The sequence below is a fragment of the Defluviitalea phaphyphila genome, from assembly GCF_001466305.1.
Taxonomy (GTDB): Bacteria; Bacillota; Clostridia; order Lachnospirales; family Defluviitaleaceae; genus Defluviitalea_A; species Defluviitalea_A phaphyphila.
The window spans coordinates 43,200-58,249 of the sequence record NZ_JWID01000001.1 but is presented as its reverse complement, the minus strand read 5'-3'; the positions used below and the strand labels follow the sequence as shown (position 1 = coordinate 58,249).

Below are 15,050 nucleotides of genomic sequence, written 5' to 3'. Positions count from 1 at the left end.
AAATGAATAAAAAATTTAAGTTTGGCGGATATATGACAGCCATGACAGGAATAGTTCTAGCAGTATTGATAGTAATAAATTTATTAGCAGGTAAATTAAATTTAAAATTAGATTTAACAGAAAATAAACTTTATTCTTTATCAGAACAAACTATAAATATATTAGATAATTTAGATAAAGATGTTACTATATATGCTTTATATGAAACAGGAAAAGAAGCTCCTACTTTTGATGAAATATTAAAAAAATATAGTAGTTATTCTAAAAAAATTCATATAGAATATAAGGACCCTATTTTATATCCTCAATTTGCTTCTCAATATGACAAAGATGGAGAAGGAATTGAAACAGGAAGCTTGATAGTTGTAGGATCTAATAATAAATTTAAAGTAATATCTCCTTATGAGCTAGTTAATTATAGTTTTAATCAATACACTTTTCAATCCACTGCAGAGTCTTTAGCAGTAGAACAGAAAGTTACCAGTGCAATACAATATGTTATATCTGATAAAAACACTGTTTTATATACATTAAAAGGACACGATGAGACTGAATTACCTTACTACATAACAAAACAACTAGAAAATGAAAATTATGAAGTAAAAGATTTAAATTTAATAACAGAAAATAAGATTCCAGAAGATGCTAATGTACTTTTAATTTCATCTCCTTATAGAGATATTTCTGAAGAAGAAGCCAATATAATAAAAGATTATCTTGAAAATGAAGGTCGAGCTATTTTTCTTATGCAAATAAGAGATATTGAATTACCTAATTTATATAAAATATTTAATAGTTATGGGATTGATATACAAAAAAATATTATAGTAGAAGGAAGTTCTACACATCAGTTTAGAAATCCAATTTATATTATACCAGAGCAACAGGATCATGATATTATAGATCCTATAAAGTCTAAAAAACTTCCAATATTATTTCCAGTGGCCAGAAGTATAGAAATACTTAATGCGAAAAAAGATTCTATTACTATAGAACCATTACTAATTACATCTGATTCATCTTATGCAAAGGTAAATTTACAATCAGAAACTTTAGAAAAAGAAGCAGAGGATATAGAAGGCCCTTTTAATACAGCTGTGGCTATTACTGATAAGTGGACAGAAGATAATAATGAGTTTCAAACAAAATTAGTAGTTATAGGGAACTCTGAATTTTTAGATAGTCAAATTAATTCTATTAGTGCAGGGGGAAATATGGACTTCTTTTTAAATAGCATTAATTGGTTAGTAGATAAGGAAGAAAATATTTCCATAAGACCTAAAAGCTTAATGAGTGAGTATTTAAGTATTAATATGGCTCAGATTATGATTTTTTCAGGCATTACTGTAATAGTTATACCACTTATCATAATGATTATAGGAATAATTGTATGGCTAAGGAGGAAAAACAAATGAAAAAATCAAAGAATCTTATATTATCTCTGATTTTTTTAGCCATATTAATAGGTATATATTTATACATAAATAATAAACCTCAAGTAGCCGATAATAATGATAATAATGAAGATAGTGAAAATATAGAGTTATCCGATATAAATAAAGATGATATAATTAAGATGATTTTAACTTCAGAAGAAGAAATAATTTTTGAAAAAAAAGATGATGAATGGGAAATAGTAGGAGAAGAAATAAATATTGACCAAGATAAGGTAGAAAGCATAGCTTCTAGTTTTGCTTTAATTTATGCCACTAGAATTGTAGAGGAAAATCCAGTAGACCTTTCAAAATATGGGTTAAATTCCTCGGAAAAAGTTATTGCTAAAGCAGTTTTAAAAGATGGAAGTGAAAAGGAATTTTATTTAGGTAATAAAACTCCAGATGGGAAAAGTTATTATTGTATGCAAGAAAATGATAATAAAGTATATTTAATTCCTACCATAAGAGGAGACAAATTTAATTTTAAAATTAATGATATAAGAGAAAAATCATTAGTTAAAATAGATACTTCAAAATTAAAATATTTACTTATAAAAGAAGAAGGAAAGCCTACCATAGAAATAGTTAGTAATGAGGAAGATACTAAAGGGAAAGAATATGGTATAGGGCTTTGGATTATGAAGCAACCTTATATTAATGAACATACAATAAATACAGAAAACTTTAATAAAGTCTTAGATGGATTAGGAACTATTTCAATTAAAGATTTTGTTGTGGATAATCCTTCGGATCTTTCAGAATATGGCTTAGAAAATCCAAGAATGGAGATAAAAATGCAGGATGAAGAAAATACACTTCATATTTTAATAGGAGATAATAAAGACGAAGATACTGTTTATTTTAAAAATATAGATGAAAATATTATATATACTATGGATTCTTCTACTTTAGAATCCTTTGAGATTAATCCTTTTGATATAATTAGCAAATTTGTTTACATACCTAATATAGATACTGTATCTAACATATATATAGAAGCAAATGAGAAAACTTATAGTATGTCTCTTACAAGAACTATTAAAGAGGCTGAAAAAGAGGAAGATGAGGATGAAACTATAACAACTTATAAAGTAAATAATAAAGAAGTAAAAGAAGAAGATTTCAAAAAATATTATCAAGAATTAATTGGAATTACTTATGATGCTGAAATAGATAAAAATATAAGAATAAATCTAAAAGAGATAGAACCAGAAGTAAAAACTATATTTACTTTAACCAATGGAGAAAAAGTAAGTATAGAATATATTCCTTATAATGAAGAACTTTATGCTCCTTTAAGAGATGGCAATATAGAATTTGTAGTATCAAAGAAAAAAGTGGATAATATGTTAGAAACTTTAGAAAAATTAATTAGTTCAAATAATAAATAAAAATCTATTGCATGTATTAAAGGATTATGATAAAATATGATTAATTAATAAAGTTTAAAATTCTATGATTGGAAATAGTAGATATATCATTTCTATTCAGCGAGTCGGCGTTTGGTGTGAGGTCCGATATAGAAAGATATATTGAATGGTTCCATGAGAAGCACCATGAAATCTATCTCTGAAAGTAGTGGGCGCCGGTAGCTTCCCGTTAAAGAAGCAGGATATCGAAGGAAACTTCCGTATCCGTAAGAGAGAGATAGTTTATTTAACTATCTAATTTGGGTGGCACCGCGAAATAATAGCATTTCGTCCCTTAGTTTAGGGATGAAGTGCTTTTTTATTTGAAAAATTTAAAATAGAAAAGGAAGGGGAATTATTATGAAGATAAAGCAATTAACTATGTCAGCAATTTTATTAGCAATAGGGGCGATATTACATTATATTGTACCAGGAATTTTTGGAGGTATGAAACCAGACTTTTTATTATCTATGATGTTTTTAGCTATACTTATTAATTTTAACGCAACAAATATAGCGGCTACTTCTATTGCTTGTGGAATTATTTCAGCTTTAACAACTACATTTCCAGCAGGACAGATTCCTAATATTATCGATAAATGTATTACGGGAGCAATTATAGGATTTCTAATTTATGGACTAAATAAAGTTTCTATTCCTAAAATATTAAAAGCAGTAATAATAGGACTTGTTGGAACATTAATTAGCGGAACAATATTTTTAGGAAGTGCTTATTTATTAGTAGGACTTCCAGAGGGAGCAAGTTTTGGAGGATTATTTATAGCAGTAGTAATTCCAGCTACTATTGGAAATGTAGTATTTACAACTTTATTATATCAAGTAATAGAAAGAGCAGGATTAAACAAAGTTACTTTATCAGAGTAATAATATAAAATATGAGAATATCATAAAAGTTATGGAGCTTCAAGGATAAATTAAATAATTTATCCTTGAAGCTTTCTTTTAAAAATTATATACTAATAAAAGTGAGATTTTTATAAACTAGAAGAGGTGAAATAATGACCACAGAAACACAAGCTGAAAAAAAGAAAGTAATATTTAGTGGGATGCAACCTTCTGGGAATATTACTTTAGGAAATTATTTAGGAGCTTTAAAAAATTGGACTAAACTTAAAGATGAGTATAACTGTTTATTTTGTATAGTGGACTTACATGCTTTAACAGTTAGACAAGATCCAACAGAACTTAGAAAACGTTCAAGGCAGCTTTTAATGCAGTATATAGCAGCGGGATTAGATCCTGAAAAAAATATAATATATTATCAATCCCATGTAAGCGCCCATGCAGAATTAGCTTGGATTCTTAATTGTTATACTTATATGGGTGAATTAAATCGTATGACTCAATTTAAAGAGAAGTCTCAAAGACATAGCGAAAATATTAACGCAGGATTGTTTACTTATCCAGTTCTTATGGCGGCAGATATTTTATTATATCAAACAGATTTAGTTCCAGTGGGGAATGATCAGAGCCAACATTTAGAATTAACAAGAGATGTAGCTAATAGATTTAATAATTTATATGGACAAACTTTCACTGTTCCAGAAGGATATTTCCCAAAGGTAGGAGCCAGAATAATGAGTCTTCAAGAGCCTACTAAAAAAATGTCTAAATCTGATGAAAATCCGAATGCATATATTGCTCTTTTAGACCCACCAGATGTAATTGTTAGAAAACTAAAAAGAGCTGTAACTGATTCAGAAGGGAAAATTGCTTATAATGACAATCAGCCGGGAATAAAAAATTTAATTAATATTTATTGTAGTATTACAGAAGAATCAATTGAAAGTACAGTAGAAAGATTTTCAGGATTAGGTTATGGAGACTTTAAGATGAAGGTTGCAGAAGTCGTTGTAGAAGAACTTAGACCATTACAAGAAAAATTCCGTGAGCTAGAAAAGGATAAAAAATATATTGATAGCATAATAAAAAATAATGCAGAGAAAGCTTCTTATATTGCAGCAAAAACTTTAAGAAAAGTTAAAAGAAAAGTAGGATTACCAAATACTATATAAAAACTACCCGCTAAGCGGGTAGTTTATGTTTTAATCTATTTTATTAAATCCTACAAATCCAGACCCGAAGACTTGAGCCGTTTCTGATATGGTCATAAAAGCTTTGGGGTCAGTTTGTTTAACTATTTCTTTAATTTTTGAAACTTGTCTGATTCCAACAGTACAAGTTATTATAGTTTTTGGGGCTTTAGTATAACCTCCTTCTCCGTGCATTAATGTTACTCCTCTTTTTGCTTCCCGTAAAATTCTTTGAGATATTTCTTCATGTTTATCAGTAATAATAGAAATAGTTCTTTTATAATTTAGTCCGTCTACTACATAATTAGTTGTTTGTGATGCTACAAACATTGTAGCTAAAGTATAAATAGATAAATCTATTCCAAAGAAGAAGCTAGATAAAGTTATTATAATCATATTAAGAGCAAAGCTTATAGAGCCCATATTAAAAGAAAGAAATTTATTTAAAATTTTTACTATTATATCAGTTCCACCGGTAGAACCACTTCCTCGAAATACTATACCCATTCCTAATCCACTAATAGTTCCTCCTAATAAAACAGAAACCAAAATATCCTGTGTTGGGATTTTAAAATTTTGTGAAAAATAAAGAGAAATAGTTAAAGAAAACATACCTATTAAACTTAAAAAGGTAAATCTTTTATTAATAAACTTATACCCTAAAATAAAAATAGGAATATTAATAAACATTATTAATAAACTTATATTCCAGTTAAAAAGGATATGTAACAACATAGCCACACCAGTAACTCCGCCACTTAAAATGTGATTTGGAATTAAAATTCCATTTATAGAGATGCTCATAATAAAAGCTCCTATAAATATAAAAATTACATTTTTAATATAAGAGAAAATATTTAACATAGTTTGTCTCCTTTTTATAAAGTAATATATTTGTTATATATGTATTATATATTTATTTGTCGAAAAAAGATATATAAAATAATTTTATATAAATGAATTTAATAAATATTTTAGAAATAAATACATAAAAATAGGGTTAAAGAGTATTAAATCATATTATCTATGGAATATATTTAAAAAAATACATTTTATTAATATTTCTCTCATATAAATAAATCAAGTGAAAAAAGTATGGGGGAAGGACATGAATTTCTTTAAAAATAAGGCATATAAATTTATTTTTGTTTTGATTATAATTTTTGGATTAGTATATATAATAGATAAAGTGGAAGCTAATAGAGAGATAAATCCTTTGTGGATTAAAGAATTTATGTCTTCAGAAGATAATATAGAAAGCAAGAATAATATTTTGCAAATAGTTTTAGAAGACATAAAATATAATACATGGGAAAATAAAATAAATGAAATCAAATTAAATATAAATGAATCCAATATTTTGGGAAATGATGAAAAAGAACTTATTTTAACAATATTTTTAGAACCTAAAAAATCAATTATAGTTGTATATAAAAAAGATAATAATTCGTATAAGTATGTAGGAATAGTAGATAAATTTTTTGATATACAAGGAGTTCAAACAATCCCAATAGACAAGAAAAATAGAGATATAATTGTAGTGAGAGAATTTGTAGACCAAATGTTAGGAGCTTTTGAACAAGGTACTTACATAAGAGCATATATATGGGAAGATGAGAAATTTGAAATGGTACTTTCTGTTATAGAAGATTATAGTGCTTATTGGAATGAAATGTGGGATAAAGAGCAAAAAATAGACCCTAGATGGCTTAGAATAATGGATAAAGCTTCTATACAATGGGAAAATGGGCCTTATCCTGTATTAAAAATATTAGAAAACCAATCATATGCAAAATCAACCATAATAAATAGTAAAAATATGCCAAAAGAAGATGAATATGAAGTAATATCTTCAAGAGAGGTTTTACAAGAGTATTACTGGAGTGATAAGTATAACCATTTTATCTTAAGTGAAGGCAAAAATGTAAAAACAGGTGAGACTATAGCTATAATAGAAGACCTATCTTTAAGTCCTTTTGAGTTAGCAGGATTTAAATTAGAACAGTATCGCATTAAAACTCAAGATGGGAAAATAGAAATAGTTCCTAAAAATCAAATAATAGATATAAAAAATCCCTCTAATATAAAGAGGGATTTTTATAATTATATAACTTATACTGTAAAATTAATATATTAAAGTTTAAGTTTATGTTTTTAATAAGTAGTATTTTAAAATTAATTAGAAAATAAGTATAAAGTAGTTGTTTTTATAGATGATTATTTTTATAATTATTTATATGTATTACGATTAGCTTATAAATAATTTATTCAAGAAATTTTAAAGATAATAATGGAATAGTTGAAAATGTGAATATTAAATAAAATCCAAAAATAGGTAATTACTTAATAATTGAAGTTATATTTTAAATTACATTGTAATAATATTGTGGAGGGATACTTATGAAATTGTTTTTTATGTCTGACATACATGGCTCAGCATATTATGCTAAAAAAGGATTAGAACTTTTTAAAAAAGAAAATGCAGATTATATTATTATATTAGGAGATGAACTATATCATGGGCCAAGGAATCCTTTGCCAAAAGATTATAATCCAAAAGAAGTTATAAATTTATTTAACGAATTTAGTGATAAAATAATAGCTATAAGAGGTAACTGTGATGGTGAAGTAGATGATATGGTTTTAAATTATCCTATAATGTCAACTTATTCTACTATATTATATGATAAAAAACGTTTATTTTTAACCCATGGACATATATATAATGAGGATAATTTACCCAGTTTAAGTAAAGGAGATGTGTTTATTTATGGTCACATTCATATTCCGATAGCTAAAAAAGAAGGAGATATTTTTATTATTAATCCAGGTTCTATAAGTCTTCCTAAAGAAAATAATCCTAATTCTTATGGAATTTTAGAAAAAGATATATTTAAAATAAAAGATTTAGATCAAAATATTATTAAAGAAATAAAATTATCTTAAATCTTATAGTATGTATTAGTAAATAATTATTTATTAAAAATAAATAAGAAAAAGGACTAAGAAAAGCTAAAATTAGCTGTTTTTTAGTCCTTCTTTTATAGCAGGAACATATTTTTTGTCAGAAACTAATATATGACTACTTATCCAATTTGAAAGAAAATCAAGAATATCTAATATTGCCTTTTGTTGGTCTTCATCTATTTTTTCTTCAGAAAAAGATTGTATTTTTTTAACATAAAATTTATGTTCTATTATTTGTGTTCCAAGTTCATTACTATTATATTTTTCCATTAGTTCTTCTTCATAAGAAAAATGATACTTTGTATATTCTAGTAATTCATTTAGTATAGACATAATTTCATCATAATGATCATATCCATCATTAAAAGTTGCTAGTTCGTAAGCACGATTACCAATTTCAAATAGTTTTTTATGTTGAGCGTCAATTTCAGGTATGTCAAGACTATACTCAGATTTCCATTCAAAAGCCATAAAATCACTCCTTTTATTTTTATAATATAATTTAATAATACCACAAAAGTTTATTAATAAAAAGTTTCAATTTTCTTACTATTTCCAAAAAAATTATAGTACTTTTTTATTATTTTTTTAGTTTTTAGATAGTTTATGTATATTTTTAATTTTTAGTTTTTTATTATCCAATTTTTTAATAAATTATTTATAAATATCTAATCAGTCGTAATCTTTAGAGTATGGCATGTCATTAATGATAAAGTTGTAATATTTATAGAGGATTTTTTGCTTTATCTAAATCAAACCAGAATAAAACTCCTCTTTCTATATTTTCAACTCCAAATTTATTATTATGAAGTTCTTGTATTGCTTTAACTATTGATAATCCAAGACCAGAGCCGCCATATTCTCTAGTTCTAGCAGAATCCACTTTATAAAAGCTTGTCCAAATTTCATTTAAAGCTTCTTTAGGAATATGTTTTCCAGAATTAAATACAGAAACTCTAACATGTTCATCTTTAACTTCAACTTTAATTTCAAGTATTTTATTAACATCTAAATGGTCTAAAGCATTATTAATATAATTGATTAATACTTGTTCGATTCTTATAATATCTCCATTAACTAATATAGGTTTTATATCATGAAGTTTTAAATTAACTCCTTTTTCTTCAAAGCGAGTTTTATATTTATTTAAAACTTGATAAATAAAATCTTTTAATTCAAAATCTTTTCTTTCTAATTTCCAAAAACCAGATTCTAATTGGGATAAATTAAGTAAATCTTTTACTAATTTATTCATTTTATTAGCTTCATCAATAATTACTTCACAATAAAAATCTTTATTTTCCTTATCTTCAATAATATTTTCTTTAAGGCCTTCTGCATAACCTTGAATAAGAGCAATAGGAGTTTTAAGTTCATGGGATACATTAGATATAAATTCTTTTCTCATTTTATCAATATGTCGTTCTTTTTCTATCTCTATTTTAAGTCTTTCATTTTTTTTATTTAGTTCTGTAATAGTGTAATCTAATTTCTTTGAAAGTTCATTTATGCTTTTTGAGAGAGTTCCCAATTCATCATTACTTTTAGCAATATATTCATGTGAAAAATCTAAATTTGCTACATGATTAGCAACCTTATTTATTTCAAGTATGGGCTTAGTAAATTTTTTAGAAAATATGTAAGCCCATATTGCTCCTAAGGCAAGGAGCAATATTCCTGTAAACATAAAAAAATTATTGGCTATATTTGCACTTTCAGACATAGATGCTATGGGAACACGGAGTAAAAGAATATCTTTAGAGTCTAAAAAGGAAATGAATTCCAAGAAATTAATGCTAAGTTCAGGATCTTGTTCAATTCTAAATATAGAATCTTTTCCAGAAGACTCCATAGAATTTATTAGGCGATAAAAGGGATTTTGCTTTTTAGCATTAGGATTGTTTTTAGTAATTATAAAAGGTTGTCTATTACCAGCTCTAGGAAAAGAAGCATATTTAATTTCTAACTCTCTATTAAAAATAATAATACTAGTTCCTGTTGTGTTTTCTATTATTTCCAAATCAATAGCAATACTTTCTATGTCTTCGGTAAAAAGTTCATTAATTTTTTGTTTAGTTTCTTCTAATAAGTTCTTTTTTTGAGATATATAATATTTTTCTAAATACAAAGCATTAAGACACCAGGAAGAGAAAACAAAAAATAGAGTAAGAAAGGAAATACTCATAAATAATTTTGTTCTTATGGAATATTTCATTTTTTCACCTCGAACTTATACCCATATCCCCGCACTGTTTGAATATAATGATTTAAATCTTTAAGTTTTGTTCTAAGACGATTAATATGGGTATCCACTGTTCTATCATCACCAAAGTAATCTATACCCCAAACATAGTTTAATATTTGATCTCTACTTAAGGCTTTATTTTTATTTTCAACTAAGTAAAGTAAAAGTTCATATTCTTTAGGAGTTAAATCAATAGGATTATTATGAATATATACAGTATGAGCATCTTTATCAATTTTTAATTCTCCAAAGGAAGTTTCGTTATTAGTATCTGTATTATCAATGCGTCTTAAAATTGCATTTACTCTAGCTACTAAAACTTTAGGACTAAAAGGTTTTGTAATGTATTCATCGGCACCTATTTCAAAGCCAAAAAGTTCATCAAACTCTTCACTTCTAGCAGTAAGCATAAGAATCGGAACTTTAGATATTTTCCTAATTTCTCTGCAAACAGTCCATCCATCATATTCAGGCATCATAACATCTAATATAACTAAATCAATATTAGTATTTTTTTTGAAATTTTCTAAAGCTATTTTTCCATTTTCAGCTTCTATAATAGAGAAACCTTCTCTTTTTAAAAAATCTCCTACTAATTTTCTCATTCTAAATTCATCATCTGCAACGAGTATTTTTTTAGAATTCATTGAATTCCCCCCTTTTTTAATAACTTAAAATAGATTATAGAAAAATTAAATTTTATAGTCAAATTTATAATTAACATGTAATAATATAAATAGAATAACATATTATAATTTAAAAAATTAAGTACATATAAGTTAAAAATAAGACCTTATTTATAAAAAGGTCTTATTTAAAATATAAATATATTATAATCTCTTTTAGTTATTTTATTTTGTATTCCTTTTAAAATTTTAGTCGAATTTTTTATATCTCCTATCAATATTCCACCAACTAAAATATTTTCTTTAAAAAATAATTTTTTATATATTCCTTTTTGTTCATCTATAAATTTTATACAATTTTCTTTATCACAATTTTTTATATTTCCTATGGAATAAATTTGAGTATTAAAAACTTTAAGAAAAGTAGGAATAGGTTGTTTTTTATAGGTTATATTATCTCCAGCCATATTAGTTCCAGCTATTTTTCCTTGTTCTAAGGCAGGACGCCATATTCCAGAAGGGCACTCTTTAAGTTCGGCTACATCTCCAGCAGCAAAAACATCCTTTATGGAAGTTTCCATTTTAGTATTTACAATAATTCCACGATTAATTTTTATGCCAGAATTTTTTACCAAATCTATATTAGCGCGTATACCAACAGAGAAAATAAGAACATCACAAGGAATAGTAGTATTATCATTTAAAATAATAGAATCAATTTTGTTTGTTCCATTAATTTTTTCTATTGTTTTTCCTAAAATAAGGTTAATATTATTGGAAGAAATTATCTTAGAAAGAAAAGAAGAAGCTTCTTTATCTATTTGGTTTGGAAGTAGTATAGGAGATAATTCGATTATAGTTACATTTATTCCACAAGATATTAATTCCCAAGCAGTTTCTAATCCTAATAATCCACCACCTATTATAACGGCATGAGAGTTAGAAATACTTTTTTTATAAGTTATAGTATTTATCCAATGTTTTACATTTATTGAATCGGAGTATTTTCTTATAGAAAATACTCCGGGGATTTTCATAGCTTCTGGGATAGGAATAAAATTTTTGCTTCCTGTGGCTATTAATAGTTTATCATAATTATAAATATTACCTTTATTTGTTTTTATTAATTTTTGTTTGGGAATAAAGCTAATAGCTTTTTCCCCCAATTTTATTTTTATATTATTTTTAACGTAATCTTCTTTAGAAGCTAAATAAAAATGTTTTTCATTAACATTTTTAATAATACATTCAGAAAGCATTGGACGATAATAAGGATAATATTTTTCTTCAGATATAATTGTAATATTACAATTTGGATCAGTTTTTCTCGCTGCTAAAGCAGCTTCTTTAGCAGCAACACATCCTCCAACAATAATTATATTTTTGGCCATATATTATTTTTCCCTTCTAATAGTGTATAATTATTTTTCTAATACAGCCGAGCCAAATTTTTTCCCAAATTCATAAGCTAATTTTAATTGTTCTTTTGATGGATTAAAAAGGATTTTAAGCCCTGGTACAGGTATTTTAAATCTTAATTGTTTAAGTCTTCCTTCTATATTAGATACAGCTTCTCCGCTCCAACCATAAGAACCGAAAGCACCAGCGATTTTACCTTTATGAATTATTGGATTTAAAGAAGTAAGGAGCTTCCATATAGGAGCAAGAGTATCTCCAACAATAGTAGGAGAACCAAATAATATACCTTTTGCTTTATTTATTTCTTCCATAACTTTATTATGGTCTTCATAAACCATATCGAATAAAGATACATCTAAAATACCAGCGTCTTTAATTCCCTTAGCAATTTCTTCAGCTAAAGTTTTTGTGTATCCATAAGCTGAAACATAAGCGATGACAACACTTGTTTTATTATTATTTTCTTCTACAGTAGCCCATTTTTTATATAGGTCAATATACTTTTGAATTTCTTTTCTAAGTATTAGGCCATGACCGGGGCAAATGATATTTATGTCCAAGTCTTTAATTTTATTAAGAGCTTGAATAACATAAGGTTTAAAAGGAGACATAATCATGTCAAAGTAATATTTATATGCATCTAGAATTTCTTCTTCCTTTTCTTTTTCCATTGCATCATTAAAGATTTTTTCATCACAATAGTGAGCACCAAAGGAATCACAAGTAACTAAAATTTTATCCTCTTCTATATAGGAATACATAGTATCTGGCCAATGAAGAAAAGGAGCCATAATAAATTTGATAGTCTTATCTCCTAAATTTAAAGTATCACCATCAGATACAGGAAGAGATTTAAAATCACGATTTGTAATTTCTTTTAGGAATCTAAGAGCTGGACCAGTTCCGACAACAGTTGCATTAGGGCAATAATCAAGAAAGGCAGCAACAGAACCAGCATGGTCAGGTTCAGTATGATTTACAATAATATAATCAATATTTTTTGGGTCAACCACTTCTTTTATTCTTTCTATACATTGATCGGTAAATTTATTTTTAACTGTTTCAAATAATACAGTTTTTTCACTACCTTTTAGTATATATGAATTATAAGTGGTTCCATATTTAGTTTCCATAACTATATCGAAGATTTTAAGATCAGGGTCAAGAGCACCTACCCAATAAAAATTTTCTAATACTTTTAAAGGCTTATTCATAGTTATACCCTCCTAAGTTGATATTAAAAAATAAATGATAATTAATATCTATTAACAAAAAGTGTAACAAATTGTTTATTTATTGTCAATATTACATGTTCTAATTAGTTTTGATTTTATTATGGCTTATGATATAATAATTAAATCGGAATTTAATATTAAAAAATTAAAATCTTATAATGAAAATTTTTACATAAATTCATAAATATAGCATATAACAATTTTTCAAATTATTATTAATATAAGGAAGGATTTTTAATATGATGTATGTTCCAAAATTTCTTATAAAAGATAGAAATAAGCTGATAATTGATATGCCACAGTTGGCTCCTGCACAAATTTTAGTTATAGGTTTCTTATTTTTAATTTTAATTGGAACAGTTTTATTAAGTTTACCTATTTCTAGTAATAGTGGAACTAGTACTAATATATTAGATTCATTATTTACAGCAACATCAGCTGTATGTGTTACGGGTCTTTCGGTTGTGAATACAATGGAACATTGGAGTTTATTTGGGAAAATTGTAATTATATGCTTAATACAAATAGGTGGTTTAGGATTTATGACTTTAGTTACATCTTTATTTGTATTTCTAGGAAGAAAAATTACTTTAAGAGAAAGATTAATAATGCAAGAATCATTAAATCAGTATTCTCTGCAAGGAATAGTCAGACTTACAAAAAATGTTATCAAAGGAACTTTTATAATTGAAGGGATAGGGGCATTTCTTCTTTCTATAAAATTTATTCCTCAATATGGATTTTCAAAAGGAATATTTATGGGAATTTTTCATTCTATATCTGCTTTTTGTAATGCAGGCTTTGATATAATTGGAGGAAATAGTTTCAGCCCTTATAGAGGAGATATTTTAGTTAATTTTACCCTTATGGTTTTAATTATTTTAGGGGGTTTGGGATTTTCAGTTTGGATCGATTTTGGTGTTAATTATATTAAAAAACGAAAAAAAGGATTCAGTTGGATTAAATTATTTAAAAAATTAACTTTACATACAAAATTAGTATTTGTAATTACAACTTTACTTATTATAATACCTTTTATATTTTTCTTTATAGTGGAATATAATAATGTAGAAACTTTAGGACATATGAATTTTAAAGATAAAATTTTAGGAGCTTTATTTCAATCTATTACTACTAGGACAGCGGGCTTTAATACTATTCCTTTAGATAAATTAACAGATGCTTCTAAGTTTATGACTATAATTTTAATGTTTATTGGAGGATCTCCAGCAGGAACAGCGGGAGGAATAAAAACTGTTACAATAGGAGTAATATTTCTTACGGTTAGGTCAGTTATAAAAGGTAAAAATCATACTGAAATTTTTAATAGAAGGATTCCCCATGAGTTAGTGCAAAGAGCATTGACTGTTATAATAATTGGATTAGGTGTAGTTATTGGTGTTACTATGATACTTAGTTTATCAGAAAGTTTTACTTTTATGGAAACTTTTTTTGAAACTGTATCTGCTTTTGGAACGACAGGACTCACTTTAGGAATAACTTCTAAATTAACTGATTTTGGTAAAATCATTATTGCTATTACTATGTTTATAGGAAGACTTGGTCCGGTTACAGTAGCTATAGCTTTATCTATTAAACAAAATAAAAATAAGGCAACAATAAAATATCCAGAAGAAAAAGTTTTAGTAGGTTAATTAC

At 26.1% G+C, this 15,050-nt stretch carries 13 protein-coding genes and 1 other annotated feature; of the genes, 7 read left to right on the top strand and 6 right to left on the bottom strand.

Annotated elements, in window-relative coordinates; translation table 11 throughout:
* Nucleotides 1-2 precede the first annotated feature (2 nt).
* From OM90_RS00255 to trpS, 4 genes are all read left to right on the top strand, one after another.
* Complete coding sequence (locus tag OM90_RS00255; RefSeq protein WP_058484875.1) at nt 3-1,415, top strand: GldG family protein; 1,413 nt, start codon at nt 3-5, stop codon at nt 1,413-1,415.
* Nucleotides 1,412-2,827 (top strand): DUF4340 domain-containing protein, encoded by a 1,416-nt coding sequence (locus OM90_RS00250; protein ID WP_058484874.1) that lies wholly within the window; start codon nt 1,412-1,414, stop codon nt 2,825-2,827. The genes OM90_RS00255 and OM90_RS00250 overlap by 4 nt, the downstream gene beginning before the upstream one ends.
* A gap of 55 nt (nt 2,828-2,882) precedes the next feature.
* Nucleotides 2,883-3,144 (top strand) — a binding site (T-box leader).
* A gap of 61 nt (nt 3,145-3,205) precedes the next feature.
* On the top strand, nt 3,206-3,730 hold the full coding sequence (locus OM90_RS00245) for a tryptophan transporter (RefSeq protein WP_058484873.1): 525 nt from the start codon (nt 3,206-3,208) through the stop codon (nt 3,728-3,730).
* A 134-nt stretch (nt 3,731-3,864) separates the two neighbouring features.
* Entirely contained in the window at nt 3,865-4,881 is a 1,017-nt protein-coding gene (gene trpS / locus OM90_RS00240; RefSeq protein ID WP_058484872.1) for a tryptophan--tRNA ligase, read from the top strand.
* A 30-nt stretch (nt 4,882-4,911) separates the two neighbouring features.
* On the opposite strand, the gene OM90_RS00235 is transcribed toward trpS, so the two are convergent.
* Entirely contained in the window at nt 4,912-5,763 is an 852-nt protein-coding gene (locus tag OM90_RS00235) for a YitT family protein (protein WP_058484871.1), read from the bottom strand.
* A 244-nt stretch (nt 5,764-6,007) separates the two neighbouring features.
* On the opposite strand from OM90_RS00235, the gene OM90_RS00230 reads away from it, so the two are divergent.
* Together OM90_RS00230 and yfcE are read left to right on the top strand one after the other, a co-directional pair.
* Entirely contained in the window at nt 6,008-7,036 is a 1,029-nt protein-coding gene (locus tag OM90_RS00230) for a hypothetical protein (protein WP_058484870.1), read from the top strand.
* Nucleotides 7,037-7,299: 263 nt separating this feature from the next.
* Nucleotides 7,300-7,845: a phosphodiesterase gene (gene yfcE, locus OM90_RS00225; RefSeq protein WP_058484869.1), complete on the top strand. Its 546-nt coding sequence runs from the start codon at nt 7,300-7,302 to the stop codon at nt 7,843-7,845.
* Between the two features lie 72 nt (nt 7,846-7,917).
* On the opposite strand, the gene OM90_RS00220 is transcribed toward yfcE, so the two are convergent.
* The 5 genes from OM90_RS00220 to OM90_RS00200 form a co-directional block, all read right to left on the bottom strand.
* Entirely contained in the window at nt 7,918-8,337 is a 420-nt protein-coding gene (locus tag OM90_RS00220) for a bacteriohemerythrin (RefSeq protein ID WP_058484868.1), read from the bottom strand.
* Nucleotides 8,338-8,590: 253 nt separating this feature from the next.
* On the bottom strand, nt 8,591-9,994 hold the full coding sequence (locus OM90_RS00215; RefSeq protein WP_242860831.1) for a sensor histidine kinase: 1,404 nt from the start codon (nt 9,992-9,994) through the stop codon (nt 8,591-8,593).
* 83 nt (nt 9,995-10,077) lie between these two features.
* Nucleotides 10,078-10,758, bottom strand: a complete 681-nt coding sequence (locus OM90_RS00210) for a response regulator transcription factor (RefSeq protein ID WP_058484866.1) — start codon at nt 10,756-10,758, stop codon at nt 10,078-10,080.
* A 167-nt stretch (nt 10,759-10,925) separates the two neighbouring features.
* A complete protein-coding gene (locus OM90_RS00205; protein ID WP_058484865.1) occupies nt 10,926-12,128 on the bottom strand; it encodes an NAD(P)/FAD-dependent oxidoreductase in 1,203 nt (400 codons plus the stop codon).
* Nucleotides 12,129-12,158: 30 nt separating this feature from the next.
* Nucleotides 12,159-13,370, bottom strand: coding sequence for an FprA family A-type flavoprotein (locus tag OM90_RS00200; RefSeq protein WP_058484864.1), 1,212 nt, complete (start codon nt 13,368-13,370; stop codon nt 12,159-12,161).
* A 260-nt stretch (nt 13,371-13,630) separates the two neighbouring features.
* Here OM90_RS00200 and OM90_RS00195 point away from each other — a divergent pair, with 260 nt between their 5' ends.
* Nucleotides 13,631-15,046 (top strand): TrkH family potassium uptake protein, encoded by a 1,416-nt coding sequence (locus tag OM90_RS00195; protein WP_058484863.1) that lies wholly within the window; start codon nt 13,631-13,633, stop codon nt 15,044-15,046.
* Nucleotides 15,047-15,050: the final 4 nt, after the last annotated feature.